Origin of the sequence: Geomonas limicola, assembly GCF_014193675.1 — a bacterium.
Lineage (GTDB): Bacteria > Desulfobacterota > Desulfuromonadia > Geobacterales > Geobacteraceae > Geomonas > Geomonas limicola.
Genome location: NZ_BLXZ01000001.1, coordinates 392,635 through 408,785 on the forward strand (window position 1 = coordinate 392,635; position 16,151 = coordinate 408,785).

Genomic DNA, 16,151 nt, shown 5'->3' on the forward strand with positions numbered 1-16,151 from the left:
AAACGCTCCTGTGGCGGTCACTCCGCCATTTTTTTCGCGAGTTTGAGGGCCGGCTGGCGGTACACGGCGTTTGCCGGGGCATGGGCGGCTGCCTGGGCAAAATTCACCTGGGCGAGCTGCCGCTTTTTTTGCATCATGTGCACCACGCCAAGCCGGTAATGGTAGAACGGGTCACGGGTGAGTTCATAGAGTCGGCTGAGCAGCCGCACCGAATCCGGGTACACCTGGGCCCTGGTGGTACGCCCGGCGTCCACCTGCATTTCATAGAGCTTCAGTATCTGGTTGCACACCGCGATTTCATGCTGCCCGGGGTCTTTCAGGACCTCCTTGAGCACGGCCACCGCCCCCTCGAAATCCCCCGCCGCGGCCAGTGCCGACGCCTTGGTTCTCAGGCCGTACTGGTAGTTGATGAGGCTCGCATTGACCTGCATCGAACTGACCACCGCCCGGGCTTCGGCGTCCCGCCCTTTCTGGTACAAGGCGTTGGCAACCTCGTTTTGAGCCGGGGTGAAGTTGGGAGATTTCTTAAGGGTGTCTTGAAACAGCGCCAAGTTATCCTGCCAGAGCAGGGTGCGCTCGGCAGTTCCGTACCCGGCAACCGCCAGAACAACAAAAACACCGAGCGCAAGCCACTGCCTGCCGCGCTGCGACAATTCCAGGGTCTGCACTGCCAAAACGCCCCCCACCACGAAGAAGGCGCCAGGTATGTACATGTAGCGCTCGGCAAGCGGCGTCCAGGTAAGCCCCAAAAGGGGAATCATGAGCGCAGAGCAGCCGACAGCCGCGGCACTGACAAAGAAGAAAGCGCTCAGGGTGCGTCTGAATACCAGCCACACCACAACCAGGCAGACCAGGACCCCGAGAGGAAGATAGAGATCGGAGACCTGGATGATCCCGAAATTAAGCGGAAAGGGCTGGACCAGCTTTTTAAGGTAAAAGCCGGCAGCCTTCAGCGGAAGTTTCAAAGTAAAGAAAAGACCGACGCTTTTTTCACCCACAACGTGGGTGACAACCCGCGCCACCCCGGCGTCCCGGACCGGAGCTGCCAGGGCGCGGAACGCAAAGAAGCCGACGCCGGTCCCCACCCAGACAAAAAGGTGGATCCAGTGCTGTTTAGCGACCTGGAGCAGCGAAGGACGCTCGGACGAGTCGGCAAAATAAGGATAGATAAGCGCTGCGGGGAGGAAGAAGATCGCCGTTTCCTTGGCGAGGCAGGCAACCAGCAGACTCAGGGCGGCCAGCAGGCTCGACAGCGGAGTGAGCCGGGATCTGACCAGGAGGAAGACCGATAGCAACACGAAGATGCACGCCAGGGGATCGGTCCGTCCGGAAACCCAGTTGACCGACTCGGCGTTGATGGGGTGCAGACCGAAAAGCAGACTGGCGACAAGCGCCCACAGCGGGGTTTCGATCCCCCGCAACCTGCTCAAACGCAGGGTAATGGCAAAAACAAGGAGTGCATTGACAAGATGCATCAGGATGTTTTCCAGATGCATGAAACTTTCCAGGAGCCCCCACAGGTAGTTGTCGGCCCAGAAAGTCAGGAAGAGCAGCGGACGATAGTAGGTGTTGCCCGGCGTGAAGACTTCGCGCAGCGTCAGGTTATCCGCGTTGAGCAGAAAGTTGACGGTGCCCGGATCGTCCATCGAGTTGAACGGGGAGAAGATCGCGGGGTAATAGGTCCCGAGCACCACAAAGGTGAGAAGCAGCAGGCAGCTGCGCGTATTCAGGTCACGGCTCATACAATCCAAAAAAAAGGCGGGGTGCCAGAACACCCCGCCGAGGTACGTGCACCTTTAATGCTACATCGAAGTCCAGCCGTCGAACTCGGACTTATCGGTTTTCGAGACGGTGGTTTTTACGGCGGTCCCGGCAGTAGCTTCCTTGTAGAAGACGGAGGTGCTGTCGTACGCGGTAGCGAAAGCCCTGGTGCCGGATTTGTGCTGGGTGACGACAGCGTAGCCGCCTGCACCGGTTTTAGCAGCAACGGAAACGCCGGTGGAGGTCTTGCCGATCAGCACGGCGGCGGTGTTGGTAGCGGTAGCGTCGGTCTTGTCGCCGTAGACGGATTTGCCGTTCAGCGAAGCGGAGTCGGTCAGTGCCGAGGTCATATCGATGTTATCAGCGGCCAGAACCTGCCCGGAGATCATCAGTGCGAGAGCAACAAAAGCAGCAATCTTTTTCATGAGTTAACCCCTCTTAGATAGTTTAGTCGCGGTAAGCAATAGCAGACGGATATTCCTGCTTGTCGGCCATGTAGGCTTCCATGCCGGTCTTCAGGTTCTTCAGGTCGGCATTAGAGGCGCTGTTGTAGGCCTTGGCGCGGTAGGAGGAGAACTGCGGAATAGCAATTGCTGCAAGGATGCCGATGATCGCAACGACGATCAAGAGCTCGATCAGGGTGAAGCCTTTGTTGCTTCTGAGTTTACGTAACATGAGTCTCTCCTTTACGGGTGTGGTGTTACCGATTGTTGTAAGGTCGCGGACGACCTGTCCTCCGAATTCGTAACCACGACCACTATAGCAACATGCACGCCAAGAAAGAGGAACCCGTCACTCCACAATATTACAGACACTTACACGGACACCGTCTCAAAACACCGCAACCGATGGCCCAAAATGGACACCTGGAGCCGCCAAAGGTGACAAATTTCGTCACTTCACTCGTCATCCATGCCGAATTTTGCCAGCCGGTACCGGAAGGACCGGAAGGTCATCCCGAGCAGGGCTGCAGCCTTCTTCTTCACCCCGCCGCTTTTCTCCAGCGCCTGTACCAGGAGCCGGCTCTCCAGGGTGTCGAGGTAGGCCTGCAGGTCGATCCCTTCGGGCGGAATGTCGACCGGATCGAGTTGAGTACTGACCGGGACGAAGTTGCGCACCTTGGGCGGCAGGCAGTCGAGCGTGATGACCCGGCTGCCGAGCACGACGCAGCGTTCCACCAGGTTTTCCAGTTCCCTCACGTTGCCCGGGAAGGGGTAGTTGAAGAGGGCCGCCGCCGCGTCGGGGGTTACGATGTCGCCACTGCCCGACCAGATCGCATACTTCTTGTAGAAATGCTCCACGAGCGGCAGGATGTCCTCGGCCCGCTCGCGCAGGGACGGCATGCGCACCTGGACCACGTTGAGCCGGTAAAAGAGGTCTTCGCGGAAGGTCCCCTCGGCGACCTGCTCCTCGAGGTTGCGGTTGGAGGCCGCCACGATGCGCACATCCGCCTTGAGCGAACTGCTCCCCCCTACCCTGCGGAATTCCCGTTCCTGCAAGACCCGCAAGAGCTTGGCCTGAAGCTGCAGCGGGACCTCGCCGATCTCGTCGAGGAAGAGCGTTCCCCCTTCGGCCTGCTCGAAGAGGCCGGGGCGATCGGCTATGGCACCGGTGAAAGAGCCCTTGGTATGGCCGAAGAGCTCGCTCTCGATGAGCGTCTCGGGAATGGCACCACAGTTGACCGCGAGGAAGCTGCGGTCGCGGCGCGGGCTGTTGAAGTGTAGCGCCTTGGCTGCCAGTTCCTTGCCGGTGCCGCTCTCGCCGAGGATCAGGACGTTGGCCATGCTCTCGGCGACCTTGGCAATGAGGTCGTACACCTCGCGCATCTGTTTGCTCTTACCGACCAGGCCGCTAAAGCTGAAACGTTCCTGTACCTGGGCCTTCAGGCGCTGGTTTTCCTGCACCAGGGTGCGCTGGTCGAGGGACTTCGACACCAGCACCTTTACTTCCTCGACCTTGAACGGTTTGCCGATGTAGTCGTAGGCCCCGAGCTTCATCGCCTCCACCGCCTGTTCCGCAGTAGAGAAGGCGGTGATCATCAAGACAGCGGTCTCAGGGGTCTGCGCCTTGATGCGCGAGAGCAGTTCGATACCGTTGAGGCCGGGCATGCTGACGTCGGAGATCACCAGGTCGAACTTCACCTGTGCCAGCAGGTCAAGGGCGTCCTCGGCACTTTCGGCCTGGTCTACCTGGTACCCCTCACCTTCCAGCAGAATCGCCAGAAATTCCCGCATACTCAGTTCGTCATCAACAATCAAAATCCTGGCAGGCATGTGTACCTCGTAAAGCAGGGGCTAGGGTAGTAAAAGCAGGGATTAGGGACCAGGGACTAGGGGGTGGTAAAAACCATGCACCAGTCGCTTCATTGTCCCGCACCACCTGTAGCACCGCTCGTCCCGTCTCCTCTAACTATTTCGTCCTATCTATAAATCATGTCGCATCTTCCGCGACCTATCACCTATCCAGTCGGCAAGCCTCAGTCCCCAGTCCCCAGTCCCCAGTCCCCAGTCCCCAGTCCCCAGTCCCCAGTCCCCAGTCCCCAGTCCCCAGTCCCCAGTCCCCAGTCCCCAGCCCCCAGCCCCCAGCCCCTGCCCCTGCCTCTAAGCCGGCAGGAAAAGGGTCATAGTGGTCCCTTTGCCGGATTTGCTCGAGACGGCGATGCGGCCGCCGTGGGTTTCCACGATGCGGTACACGGTGGCGAGCCCCAGGCCGGTCCCCCCCTTCTTGGTGGTGAAGAAGGGTTCGAAAACGCGTTTCACATCGGCATCGGACATACCCTGGCCGTTGTCTTTCACCCGGATGCGCACCTGGTCGGCTTCCCCGCCGCGCTGTACCGAGGCGTCGATCACGATCTTCCCCTGCCCGGACATGGCCTCGGCACCGTTCACGATGAGGTTCCAAAAGACCTGCTTGCACTGGTCCTTGTCGAAGACGACCACGACGTGGTTGGGCACCCGGTTTTCGATGTCCACCCCCTCAAGCCGGGGATCCCTGGCCAGCAGCGGGCTCAGCTCGGAGATCAGGCCGCTCAACTGCAGGGGGACCTTGGCCGGGGTGGCGGGCTTGGCATAGAGGAGGAAATCACGCAACAGGCCGTCGAGCCGATCGGTCTCCCTCAGGATGATGGAGAAGAGCCGTTTGTCCTTCTCGTCCGCCCACTCCCGCAGCGCTACCAGTTGGACCGAGCCACTGATGGCCGCCAACGGGTTGCGGATCTCGTGCGCCATACGTGCCGAAAGGGCACCGACCGCAGCGAGCTCGTCGGCACGCTTCAACTCGCCGGCCAGCCGTTTCATCTGGGTCAGGTCGTGCAGGTCGAATACGGCGCCGTTGGGTTCGCCGTCCGTGCCGGTAAGCGGGACCGATTTGAAGGAGAGCAGCATCAGCTCCCCGTCCGGCCCCAGGTGCTCGAACTCCCCCTGGCGGGCCGCCTGGGCAAGGAGAGCCTGATCGGCCAGCCCCGGAAAGACCTCGTTCAACGGCCGATCGTAAGCCTCCTGCTGGGTCAACCCGGCCAGGGTTTCCGCGTACCGGTTGAAGACCCTGATGCGCAGCTTCGGCGTGACGGTCACCAGTCCGCTTTGGATGGTGGACACGATCGAGCTGTTCAAGCGCTCCAGCTCGGCGTAGTCGATCTCCTTCTCCTGCAGGGCGCTCTCGCTGCGCCGGGCACGTTCGGCGAGGCTGCCGGCCAGAAACGCGGTGAGGAAGAAGGAGGTAGCGTAAAGAAAGATCAGGTAGAAGATGTAGCCGGGACCGCTCGATTGCGCTGCCGACGGCGGAAGCCCCAGTCCGGTCAGGCGACCGTAGAACTGGAAGTCGAGGATCGCTCCGTAGAGGATGACGCAGAGCGAGGCCGTGTAATAGGCCTCCGATCGGGCCAAGAGCACGCTCGCACTGACAATGGAAAGAAAATAGAGAAACGCATAGGGGGAACTGACACCGCCGGTAACCAGGATGAGCGTGGTCACCAGCAATAGGTCCCAGACGATCTGCGCGTAGCTCAAGGTCCGGACCTGGCGCGTGGAAAGCTTCAGGACTGCGTAGGAAATAAGGGAAAACAGGTAGGTCGCCAGGACCAGCCGGATAACGACGCTGCGCGCCCCTTCCGCGGCACTGTCCAGGTGCAGGTCGAGGAAAAGGGTGGAGGCGAGAAATGCTGAGACGACCACCACCCTTAACAGGATGAACCAACCGATCCTTCTGCGATCGGGCATACCCTACCCGCCGACCGTGCCGGCCAGCTTGAAGATCGGCAGGTACATCGCGATGACCAGGCCGCCGACCGTGGTCCCCAGGAACACCATCAGCATAGGCTCCATCATCGAGGTGAGCGCGCCCACCGCGTCGTCGACCTCGTCATCGTAGAAGTCGGCGATCTTGTTCAGCATGGCGTCCATGGCACCGGTTGCCTCGCCGACCGAGATCATCTGCACCACCATGGGGGGAAACACCCCGCTCTCCGCGAGCGGCTCGGCGATGGTCTTACCTTCGGAAATCGACTGGCGCACCTTGTAGATGGCCTCCTCGACGATCTTGTTCCCCGCGGTCTTGGCAACGATCTCCAGGCCATCCATGATGGGGACGCCCGAGCTGATCATGGTTCCCAGGGTACGGGTGAACTTGGCGACGGAGACCTTGCGGACCAGGGGACCGATCACGGGAGTCTTCAGGGCCAAACTGTCGATTACCCGGCGCCCCTTGACCGTCTGGTAGTACCTGCCGAGGGCGTACTTGATCCCGAAGATCATGGCGATGATCACCAGGATGTACTTGGTGAGGAAGTTACTCAGCGCGATGACGATGCGGGTAGGCGCCGGGAGCTCGCCACCGAAGTCGGCAAACATCTTGGCGAAGGTCGGGATGACGAAGACCAGGATGACGCCGACCACGACCACCGCGATGGCCATGATGGTGGCCGGGTAGACCATGGCACCCTTGACCTGCTTGGCGAGCTTCATCGCCTTCTCGATGTAGGCCGCCAGGCGCGACAGGATGGTGTCGAGGATACCGCCCACCTCGCCGGCGGCGACCAGGTTCACGTAGAGCTGGTCGAAGACCTTGGGGTGTTTGGCAAGGGCATCGGCGAAGGTGGAGCCGCTCTCCACGTTCTCCTTCACCTTGAGGAGGCAATCCTTGAAGGTCTTGTTCTCCTGCTGGCTACCGAGGATGTCCAGGCACTGCACCAGCGGCAGGCCGGAGTCGATCATGGTGGCAAACTGGCGGGTGAAGACCACCAGGTCCTTGGTGTCGACCTTGCCACCCTTGCGGCCCGGGAGCTTGAGCTCCATGTTGAGCCCGCGCCCCTCTTCCTTTACGGTGATGCCGGTGAAACCGTATCTCTTAAGCTGGGCTTCGACCTGCAGGGCGCTGCCGGCCTCCATAACACCCTTCTGGGTGCTGCCGGCCTTGCTCCTGGCCTCCCAACTGAACTTAGGCATAGGGTTCTCCTTTGGTAGTAACTGGTGCCAGGCCTAGCGCGACGGACGGGGGCGCGGCTGTCCCAGCACCGCACTCCCCGGAGACAGCATCTGCTTCAGTTCGTCGGGCTCGGAGGAACGCGCCAGGGCGTCGTCCACGCTGATGATGCGCTTGGCCAAAAGCGCCATCAGGCTCTGGTTCATGGTCTGCATGCCGAACTTGTCCTGGCCGACCTGCATCTGCGAGTAGATCTGGTGCACCTTGTCGTCGCGGATCAGGTTGCGGATCGCGGGGTTCGGGACCATGACCTCGAGGGCGAGCGCCCTCCCCTGCCCGCTGGCCCGGGGAATCAGGGTCTGCGAAAGCACCCCCTCGAGCACGAAGGAGAGCTGCACCCTGACCTGGGTCTGCTGGTAGGGGGGGAAGACGTCGATGATCCTGTTGATGGTCTGGGCGCAGGAGTTGGTGTGCAGGGTCGCGAAACAGAGGTGGCCGGTCTCGGCAAGGGTGAGCGCCGCCTCGATGGTCTCCAGGTCGCGCAACTCGCCCACCAGTACCACGTCGGGGTCCTGCCTCAGCACGTACTTGAGGGCGTGCTTGAAGCTCTTGGTGTCGGCGCCGACCTCGCGCTGGTTCACGATGCACCCCTTGTGCGGGTGCAGGTACTCGATCGGGTCCTCGATGGTGACGATGTGGTCGTGGCGCTCGGTGTTGATCCGGTCGATCATGGAGGCGAGCGTGGTCGACTTGCCGCTACCGGTCGGGCCGGTGACCAGGATGAGGCCGCGCGGCTTGTCGCAGAGTTCCTTGACGACCGGCGGCAGCCCCAGTTCCTCGAAGGTGAGGATCTTGTAGGGGATGACGCGGAAGACGCCGGCCACCGCGCCGCGCTGCACGAAGATGTTCCCCCTGAAGCGGGACAGCCCCTTGACGCCGAAGGAGAGGTCGAGCTCGTTCTCCTCCTCGAACTTGTGCTTTTGGCTGTCGGTGAGGATCGAGTAGCAAAGCTGCTTGGTCTCGACGGGGGTGAGCGGCGGGATGTCCATCGGGGTCAGCTGACCGTCGATACGGATCTGCGGCGAGGTGTTGGTGGTGATGTGCAGGTCCGAACCGCCCCGTTCCACGAGTTCCTTCAGCAACTGATGAAAATTGATCATGATATCCTCACCCGGTTATTCATCGGAAACGGTGACCCTGAGCACTTCCTCAAACGAGGTGACACCTTCGGCAAGCTTGGTAAGACCAGACTGGCGCATGGTTTTGACACCGAGCCGCATCGACTCGCGCTTGATTTCGGCGGTATTGGCGCCGTTTAAGATCAGTTCGCGGATAGGTTCGAGCATCGGCATGACCTGGTAGAAACCGACGCGCCCCTTGTAGCCGGTGTTGTTGCACTTGCCGCAACCGGCACCCCGGTAGCAGACGATGTGCGGCGCGTCCGCCTCGGGGACCCCGGCGGCGATGAGCGAGGCTACCGGGATCTCCTCCACCACCTTGCACTCCTGGCAGACCCGGCGTGCCAGGCGCTGGGCCGTGATCAGGTTCACGGCACTCGCCACCAAAAACGGCTCGATCCCCATGTTGAGGAGGCGGTTGATGGTGGAGGGGGCGTCGTTGGTGTGCAGCGTGGAGAGCACCATATGGCCGGTGAGCGCGGCCTTGACGCCGATCTCGGCGGTCTCGAAGTCACGGATCTCGCCGATCATGATGATGTCCGGGTCCTGGCGCAGGAAGGCGCGCAAGGCGGCGGCGAAGTTGAGCCCGATGTCGTCGTGCATCTGCACCTGGTTGATGCCGGCGAAGTTGAACTCGACCGGGTCCTCCGCGGTGGAGATGTTCTCGGTCACCTTGTTCAGTTCGGAGAGCGCCGAGTAGAGCGAAACGGTCTTGCCGCTGCCGGTCGGCCCGGTGACCAGCACCATGCCGAAGGGCTTGTGGATCTCCCGCTGGAAGGCCTCGAGCGCCTCGGGCTCGTAGCCCAGCTTGGTCATGTCGAGCTGGAGGTTGGACTTGTCCAAAAGCCGCATGACGATCTTCTCGCCGAACAGGGTCGGGAGCACCGAGACGCGGAAGTCCATGTCCTTGCCGCCCCCGAGCTTGATCTTGATCCTGCCGTCCTGGGGGAGCCGGCGCTCGGCGATATCCAGCTCGCTCATGATCTTGATGCGCGAGGTGATGGCGTTTTTCAGCTTCAGGGGGGGCTTCATCACCTCGTAGAGCACGCCGTCGATGCGGTAGCGCACCCTGAAGCTCCGCTCGTAGGGCTCCACGTGGATGTCCGAGGCCTTCTTCTTGATGGCGTCGGTGAGGATCAGGTTCACCAGCTTGACGACCGGGGCGTCCTCGGTGGCGCGCTCCAGAGAGGAGACGTCGACGTCGGTCTCCTCCCCCACCACCTCGAAGTCCTCCAACTCGGAGAGGTCGTTCATGACGTCCGCAAGCGAAGCGCTCTGGTCGTAGAACTTGTCGATGGCGGTCTTGATGGCGCTCTCGGACACCACCACGACCTCGACGTTGTAGCCGGTCATGAACTTGATGTCGTCGATGGCGAAGATATTGGAGGGGTCGCTCATCGCGATGATCAGGGTCGAGCCGGCGCGGTTCACCGGGACGATCTGATACTTGTGGGCGATCTCGGCGGGGATGACCTTGACGACTTGGGGATCGACGTCGTAGTCCGCGAGGTTGATGGTCGGCACGCCGTACTGCTTGGAGAGAAACGAGGTCAGGTCGGCCTCGGTGATCAGGTTGTCCCGGATCAAGATGGAGCCCAGGCGCAGCTGCCCGCCGGAGGACTTCTGTTCGGCAAGCGCCTGCTGCAGCTGCTCCTTGGTGATCAGGTTGTTCCCGACCAGCAGCTCTCCCAATCTACTGATATGCATGAAAAACCCTCATTGGCGGCGTTAACACCCCGTGAATGGTATTTTGTAACGGCGGTATTGTCAAGGGTTACCTGGACTTGGCAGCGCCGCGAGGGCCTGTGCCATGCACCCCTCGGGCGGCGTGCGGCCGGTCCAGATGGCAAAGGCCGCCTCCCCCTGGGCCACCAGCATGCTGAGCCCGTTGGCGCAAGGCACCCCGCAGGCGGCAGCTTCCTTCATGAGCGGGGTGACCGGCGGGGCGTAGACCATGTCGTAGACGCAGAGCCCGGGCTTCAACCCGGCAAGCGATAGGCCGGGGAAGGAATCATGGGCCATCCCGACGCTCGTCGTGTTGACGATGAGGTCGAACTCCGCGAGAAACGCCGGATCGCCGAGTGCGCCGAGGCCGTGCTCGCTGAAGGCGGTCCCGGTAAGCCGGGTACCGAGCTCCTGGGCAAGTCCGTAGGCGGCAGCGAGGCTGCGGTTGGCGAGCGCGATGCGGGCAGCCTGCGCGCTCCCCAGCGCGGCAGCCGCGGCGCGCGCCGCTCCGCCGGCACCCAGCACCAGGATTCTTTTTCCCGCCGGATCGAAGCCGAACTCCTGGTGCAGCGCCGCCAGGAGCCCGATCCCGTCGGTATTGTAGCCGGTCAGGACGCCGTCGCGGCTGTCCACCACGTTCACCGCGCCAATCAGTTCCGCCTCGGGGGAGATCCGGTCCAAAAGCGGCATGATGGCCACCTTGTGGGGGATCGTCACGTTGAAGCCGATGACCCCCAGCGCGTTGAGCCCCGCGACCGCCTCAGCTAGCCGCTCGGGAGCGACCGCGAACGGGACGAACCTCCAGTCGAGCCCCAGCGCCTGGAATGCGGCGTTGTGCATGACCGGCGACAGCGAGTGCCTGATCGGCCAGCCGATGATCCCGGTCAGCATGGTCTTGCCGGTAATGGGCGTCATCAGCGCACCCCGTAGGTGGTACGCAGCTGGTCGATCTGCTTCGCCAGGTCGGGCTGGATGCGCTGCGCTGCTGCCAGTTCGACGATCCCCTGCGGGTACCCCATCTTAAGGAGGGTTTCTCCGGCCTCCAGGTGCGCCGCGGCATAGATCCGGATCGCCGTGCCGGTGTCGAGGTCCCGGAAAAAGAGGTCGTCCCCCAGTACGCCACGCAGGGTATAGATCTGCCAGAGATCGGTGGGGGGCGGGGCAAGCGGCTGCGAAGCGGGGAGCAGCTGGTAGCAGATGCCGTTTTGGTGCGGCTGGTAGTGGGTGAACTCGACGGAATAGCGCGTGGAGAAGTCGATGTACACCGGCCTTTTGTCCATCATCTCGGAAGCCGACAGCATGACCGCGTCTTCCGGTGCGATCTGCCCGGGAGGGATAGTGCGCAGCCTCGAGTTCTTGAAGAGTTCCGGAAAGCTGTCCAGGTACCACTTGAAGACCAGGTGCGGGGTGTGCAAGAGGTCGAGGTCCTCGCGCATCCGCTCCACCCCCTGGATGTACCAGAGCGGGAAGGCACCCGAGTCGCCCCAGGTGTAGAGCGCGGTCCCCTCGGGGAGCGACTTCAGCACGTTGGAGGCGTAGTCGAAGGCAACGTAGTTTTCGTGCTGGTCGTTCTCCTGGTAGTGCAAAAGGCAGACGGAGACCGGCAGCACCATGAGCAGGGAGAGGAGCGTGCGGCACAAGGGGCGTTTCTCGGCCCAGGCAGCGGGGAGCCGGGCCGCCAGTTCCTGCACCAGGTGAAAGGTGCCGAGCGCGATGAAGACGGCGCTCAACAGGTAGAGCGGCGTGAAGAACTCCTCGGTCAAGAAGATGAACTCACGGCCGGTGTTGAAGTACCCGACGATCACCAGCAGAAACGAGGCGAGACCTATGAGGTAGGAGAGGACCGCGTCGCGCTGGCGCTTGGCGAAGCTCATGAGGCCGATCAGCAAGAGCGCCAGACCGACGACCGTGAACTCCCGGGGGACGTTGAGTGCGTTCACCTGGTCCCAGAGCAGGGCAAGGTCCCGGTCCGGCTTCACCGTCGGGTACCCCTTGCGGAGCAGGGTCCAGAGGAACTGGCTCAGGGTCTGGGGATCCCCCCAGTTCAAAAGCGGCCGCTGCGTGGCGCGCACGATCAGGTGCAGGTGGATCCCGAAGCCCAGGATCCCGAAGGCCAGGGCGATCACGAACTCCTTCACCCTGAAGAGGATGCGCCAGTTCTTGGAGACGATGAGCCAGCCGTACACCGGGATCATCAGCACCATGATTTGGTGGGCGCCGGTCCCCAGGCCGCACAAGAAGGCACCGAGGTAGACGTAGGCCGGGCACTCCTCGCCACGGTCGTAGCTGTCGCGCCACAAGAGCATGAGGTAGTAGACCACCGCGCAGATAAAGGCCAGAAGCGGATAGGGCTTGTCGTGGTTGGACTGCAGCCAGAGCCGGGAGGTGCCGGCGAAGGTCACCGCGGCGCAGAGGCCGGTGAAGCCGCGGGCGGTGCGGAAGAAGTTACCCGGGATCTCCTCGTCCTTCAAGAGGTGGGTGACCAGGAGGTAGACGCCGTAGCAGGCAAGCGCCGCCGAGATCGCCGTGGCCAGGTTCACCCTGAAGGCGATGGAGCCGAACGGGAGCCAGGTGAAGGGCTTCGCGTAGTTGATGAACAGCGGGTAGCCCGGCGAGTGCGAGGCCCCCAAGGAGGCCGTGGCGGTGATGAACTCCCCGGAATCGAAAAAGGTGACCGAGGGCGCCAGGGTCAATAGGTAGAGGAAAAGGGGGATCAGAAACGAGAGGATGGCAAAGGCGTCGAGCCTTTTAAGGGCGACCCTGGTGCTCACGCGGAGGCTCCTGACTGGCTGTCGTTTGCAGCGCTTATGTTCTTAAGGCTCAGCTTGTCTCGCCACACGCAGTACAGGCCGGCCACGATCACCGGGAAAAAGCTGAGGCCATGGGTCACCAGGGCGATGCTGAGCGCCTTCTCGGAGCGCAGTTCGAACGCCGAGAGCGCGGTGACGCAGGCGAAATGGTAGGTGCCGACGAACCCCGGGGAGGCCGGGACCATGACGGCGAAGACCAGGAACACCATGATGAACATGCTGGCGGTGATGGGGAGTGCCACCCCGAAGGAGCGCAGCACCAGGTCGACCGGCCAGATCGCGCTGGCCCAGATGAGAAGCGAGCTCACGACCACGGCACCGATCTCGCGGGGACGGCTGGGGATGAGGATCCCGGAAATGAAGTGGCGCAGCTGGGTCGCCACCTGCTCGGCGAAGCGCGGGGCCACCGGCTGGAGGATCCGGGTGACCAGGCGGACGGTCCACTCGGTGCGCGTTTTCAAAAGGGCCAGGAAGGCGAGCACCCCGACGTAGAGCCCGAAGGTCACGTAGCCGCCGGTCACGAGCCCCCTCTGGATGTGCTCCATCCCGGGGGGCAGCTTGATGGTGAAGAAGGTGACCAGCAGCACCAGCAGGATGGTGAAACCGTCGCAGAGCCGGTCGACCACCAGCGAGGCGAACACCGCCGAGGTCCCGATCCCCTCCTTCTGTCCCAGCGAGTAGGCACGCACGAACTCGCCAAGCCTGGCCGGCAGGAGGTTGTTGGCCATGTAGCCGATCAGGGTGGAGGGGAAGAGATTCCCCATGCTGGTCTTTTTGATGGGGAGTAGCAGGTACTTCCAGCGCACCGCCCGCAGGTAGTAGCTCACGAAGGTCAACAGGATGGCCGGCGGGATGAAGCGGTAGTCCAGCTCGCGGAAGGCGGCGCCCAGCTTGCTGAAATCAATCTTCCTGAACAGCAGGAACAGGAAGAAGACGCTGATGCCGATGCCGATCCAGAGCTTTAAATCCGGTTTTTTCTTCAAAAGGTACTCCCTAACGGTAGACCGGACCGGCCGGGTGGACGGCTCAGGCAGGTGGTCTCAGGTTACTCGGTGTCGTGGTACTCGATGATGGAAGCGTCCCTGAGGATCTCCTTGCAGTGCGCTACGTCGGCGGCGATGGCGGCCTTCAGCGCGTCGAGGTTCGGGAAGCGTTGCTCGCCGCGCAGGCGGTCCAGGAAAAAGACCGAGACCTCCATGCCGTAGAGGTCGCCGTCGAAGTCGAAGAGAAACACCTCGAGGGTGACCCGTTCGTTTTGGAAGGTCGGGTTCGAACCGATGTTGCAGGCACCGTCGAAGAGTTCGGTGCCGATGCGCACCTTCACCGCGTAGACGCCGACCTCGGGGAGCAGGTCATCCTCGGTCTCGAGGTTCGCGGTGGGGAAACCGAGTCCCCGCCCCCGGTGCTGGCCATGCACCACGGTCCCGGTGATGAAGTAGTGCCGTCCCAGGACCGCCACCACGCCCTTCACGTCTCCCCGGGTCACCAGCTCGCGCACCTTGGTGCTACTGTAGACGGTGTCGCCGTTGGCGACCGCCGGCAGGAGCTCCACGGTGTAGCCGAAACGTCCCCCCAGCTCGCGCAGCAGGGTAACATCCCCTTCCCTTCCCTTGCCGAAGGCGTAGTCGTAGCCGATCACCAGGTGGTCGATACCCAAGGTTTCGACCAGGACCCGCTCCACGAACTGGCGGGCCGACAGGGCGGCAAAGGCCGCGTCGAAGGGGATTTCCAGCAGGTAGTCGATCCCGGAGGCCTCGATGAGGGCGGCCTTCTCGCGGGGGCTGGTGATCAGCTTGACGCCGCGCTCGGGGGCCAGGACCTGCAGCGGATGGGGGGCGAAGGTGATCACCACCGAGACCCCGCCCGCCTTCCTGGCCAGTTCGCGCACGCGCTTGAAGATCTCGCGGTGCCCCAGGTGCACCCCGTCGAAGTTGCCGATGGTCGCCACGGGATGCCGGAGTTTTTCCGTTACCTCGGCGATGCTCTTATAAATAATCATCTGCTGCAGACCTTTAAGGACTAAAGCGCGCTCCGTGAGGGAACGCGCGCATCGCTAGAATAGTTGACCGGCATGGCAGTGGCGAAATGCCTTTCAAAAGGACATAGACCGGGGTCGGAGCTCATTCTCCACGCAGCGTTGCAGCCGAATTCTCGTTCCCCCCTTTGCGAAGGGGGGACAGGGGGGAATTTAACGCGGCGGCAAAGGTGGAATTGGAAGCAAGCTGCCTCAAATCCCCTCTGTCTCCCCTGCGCAACGGGGAGGGCGTGACGCCAGCTGCGTTGCCTCATTTAGCCGTGAGCCCTCGGAATCCGGTTGTCTTACCGGAAGCAGGGACACCAACACTATGCCTCGGCCGGCTCCACGTCGTCATCGTCGGTTACCGCCGGCGCCCGCTTCTTGCCGAACACCAGCGCCACCCAGATGCTGATCTCGTACATGAGGTAGAGCGGGATCATGATGACGAACATGGTCACCAGGTCGGCATGGAAGGCGGCGATGATGGAGCTCGCCAAAAGGGCGTACTTGCGCCGGGCGGCGAGCATCCGGTAGTTGACCAGGCCGAAGCGGGACAGCATGAAGGCCAAAACGGGGAGCTCGAAGATCAATCCGAAGATCAGGATGAGCCTCAGGCAGAAGTTGATGTACGCCGAGATGTTGAACCAGCTCTGCAGCCCGAGTTCCTCGTAGGAGAGCGAGAAGTTGATGATCACCGGCCAGATCACCACCAGGAAGAACAGGGCGCCCACGCAGAAACTCACCGAGGCGACCGTGACAAAGGGGACCACGTAACGTCGTTCCTTGCGGGTAAGCCCCGGCGCCACGAAGAGCCAGACCTGGTAAAAGATCACCGGCAGTACGATGACCATCCCGGCGAGCATGGAGATCTTGCACTGCACGAAGAACGGTTCGAGCGGCGCGCTGTAGTTGAGGGGGCGGACCTTCTCGGCGACGCCGTGCTCCTCGCCCAGCTTGTAACGCTGGTAGGCCGCCGGGTAGCGCTGCTTCACCTCGTCGTACACCTTCTTCTTGATGTCGTTCAGGTAGGTTTTGCCGGTAAGTGGTTTTTCCACGAAGCCCAGGAGGTCGTTGGAAAAGTTCCAGGCCACCCCCATGCCGATGATGATGGCGAAAACACATACAATAAGCCGCTTGCGAAGCTCAACCAAGTGCTCCATGAAGGGCAGGACTTTTTCCTCAGCCATATTGGGGAGTTCTCCTCATGAGTACCGAAAAGTTCAAACAAATTCTATACCACAG

General features: G+C 62.1%; 13 protein-coding genes. All 13 read right to left on the bottom strand.

The genetic code is table 11. The features are described from left to right. Positions 1-17: 17 nt before the first annotated feature. The 13 genes from H7688_RS01620 to tatC all read right to left on the bottom strand — a co-directional run bounded on the left by H7688_RS01620 (position 18) and on the right by tatC (position 16,096). Positions 18-1,742: a tetratricopeptide repeat protein gene (locus H7688_RS01620; protein ID WP_183359274.1), complete on the bottom strand. Its 1,725-nt coding sequence runs from the start codon at positions 1,740-1,742 to the stop codon at positions 18-20. A 60-nt stretch (positions 1,743-1,802) separates the two neighbouring features. Further along, positions 1,803-2,186 carry a hypothetical protein gene (locus tag H7688_RS01625; protein WP_183359275.1) on the bottom strand — a complete coding sequence of 128 codons (384 nt, stop codon included), beginning with the start codon at positions 2,184-2,186 and terminating at the stop codon, positions 1,803-1,805. Positions 2,187-2,208: 22 nt separating this feature from the next. Continuing rightward, positions 2,209-2,436, bottom strand: coding sequence for a type IV pilin protein (locus tag H7688_RS01630; RefSeq protein WP_183359276.1), 228 nt, complete (start codon positions 2,434-2,436; stop codon positions 2,209-2,211). Between the two features lie 224 nt (positions 2,437-2,660). Then, on the bottom strand, positions 2,661-4,034 hold the full coding sequence (locus tag H7688_RS01635) for a sigma-54-dependent transcriptional regulator (protein ID WP_183359277.1): 1,374 nt from the start codon (positions 4,032-4,034) through the stop codon (positions 2,661-2,663). 327 nt (positions 4,035-4,361) lie between these two features. Continuing rightward, positions 4,362-5,978: a two-component system sensor histidine kinase NtrB gene (locus tag H7688_RS01640; protein WP_183359278.1), complete on the bottom strand. Its 1,617-nt coding sequence runs from the start codon at positions 5,976-5,978 to the stop codon at positions 4,362-4,364. A gap of 3 nt (positions 5,979-5,981) precedes the next feature. Beyond that, complete coding sequence (locus H7688_RS01645; protein ID WP_183359279.1) at positions 5,982-7,202, bottom strand: type II secretion system F family protein; 1,221 nt, start codon at positions 7,200-7,202, stop codon at positions 5,982-5,984. A 33-nt stretch (positions 7,203-7,235) separates the two neighbouring features. Beyond that, positions 7,236-8,339 carry a type IV pilus twitching motility protein PilT gene (locus tag H7688_RS01650; protein ID WP_183359280.1) on the bottom strand — a complete coding sequence of 368 codons (1,104 nt, stop codon included), beginning with the start codon at positions 8,337-8,339 and terminating at the stop codon, positions 7,236-7,238. Positions 8,340-8,354: 15 nt separating this feature from the next. After that, entirely contained in the window at positions 8,355-10,064 is a 1,710-nt protein-coding gene (pilB, locus tag H7688_RS01655; protein ID WP_183359281.1) for a type IV-A pilus assembly ATPase PilB, read from the bottom strand. A 60-nt stretch (positions 10,065-10,124) separates the two neighbouring features. Further along, positions 10,125-10,997, bottom strand: a complete 873-nt coding sequence (locus tag H7688_RS01660) for a shikimate dehydrogenase (RefSeq protein WP_183359282.1) — start codon at positions 10,995-10,997, stop codon at positions 10,125-10,127. Further along, positions 10,997-12,853, bottom strand: coding sequence for a glycosyltransferase family 117 protein (locus H7688_RS01665; protein ID WP_183359283.1), 1,857 nt, complete (start codon positions 12,851-12,853; stop codon positions 10,997-10,999). Before H7688_RS01665 ends, H7688_RS01660 begins: the two co-directional genes overlap by 1 nt. After that, positions 12,850-13,875 carry a lysylphosphatidylglycerol synthase transmembrane domain-containing protein gene (locus H7688_RS01670; protein ID WP_183359284.1) on the bottom strand — a complete coding sequence of 342 codons (1,026 nt, stop codon included), beginning with the start codon at positions 13,873-13,875 and terminating at the stop codon, positions 12,850-12,852. Before H7688_RS01670 ends, H7688_RS01665 begins: the two co-directional genes overlap by 4 nt. Before the next feature lie 62 nt (positions 13,876-13,937). After that, on the bottom strand, positions 13,938-14,891 hold the full coding sequence (locus tag H7688_RS01675; protein WP_183359285.1) for a bifunctional riboflavin kinase/FAD synthetase: 954 nt from the start codon (positions 14,889-14,891) through the stop codon (positions 13,938-13,940). A 344-nt stretch (positions 14,892-15,235) separates the two neighbouring features. Continuing rightward, positions 15,236-16,096 carry a twin-arginine translocase subunit TatC gene (gene tatC, locus H7688_RS01680; RefSeq protein ID WP_183359286.1) on the bottom strand — a complete coding sequence of 287 codons (861 nt, stop codon included), beginning with the start codon at positions 16,094-16,096 and terminating at the stop codon, positions 15,236-15,238. Between the last annotated feature and the right edge of the window lie 55 nt (positions 16,097-16,151).

What these genes read in the sequence shown, in the direction of transcription:
- H7688_RS01650 (WP_183359280.1), bottom strand. Translation starts at nt 8,339, where the DNA reads ATGATCAATTTTCATCAGTTGCTGAAGGAACTCGTGGAACGGGGCGGT.
- H7688_RS01620 (WP_183359274.1), bottom strand. Translation starts at nt 1,742, where the DNA reads ATGAGCCGTGACCTGAATACGCGCAGCTGCCTGCTGCTTCTCACCTTT.
- H7688_RS01675 (WP_183359285.1), bottom strand. Translation starts at nt 14,891, where the DNA reads ATGATTATTTATAAGAGCATCGCCGAGGTAACGGAAAAACTCCGGCAT.
- tatC (WP_183359286.1), bottom strand. Translation starts at nt 16,096, where the DNA reads ATGGCTGAGGAAAAAGTCCTGCCCTTCATGGAGCACTTGGTTGAGCTT.
- H7688_RS01645 (WP_183359279.1), bottom strand. Translation starts at nt 7,202, where the DNA reads ATGCCTAAGTTCAGTTGGGAGGCCAGGAGCAAGGCCGGCAGCACCCAG.
- H7688_RS01635 (WP_183359277.1), bottom strand. Translation starts at nt 4,034, where the DNA reads ATGCCTGCCAGGATTTTGATTGTTGATGACGAACTGAGTATGCGGGAA.
- pilB (WP_183359281.1), bottom strand. Translation starts at nt 10,064, where the DNA reads ATGCATATCAGTAGATTGGGAGAGCTGCTGGTCGGGAACAACCTGATC.
- H7688_RS01660 (WP_183359282.1), bottom strand. Translation starts at nt 10,997, where the DNA reads ATGACGCCCATTACCGGCAAGACCATGCTGACCGGGATCATCGGCTGG.
- H7688_RS01640 (WP_183359278.1), bottom strand. Translation starts at nt 5,978, where the DNA reads ATGCCCGATCGCAGAAGGATCGGTTGGTTCATCCTGTTAAGGGTGGTG.
- H7688_RS01630 (WP_183359276.1), bottom strand. Translation starts at nt 2,436, where the DNA reads ATGTTACGTAAACTCAGAAGCAACAAAGGCTTCACCCTGATCGAGCTC.
- H7688_RS01625 (WP_183359275.1), bottom strand. Translation starts at nt 2,186, where the DNA reads ATGAAAAAGATTGCTGCTTTTGTTGCTCTCGCACTGATGATCTCCGGG.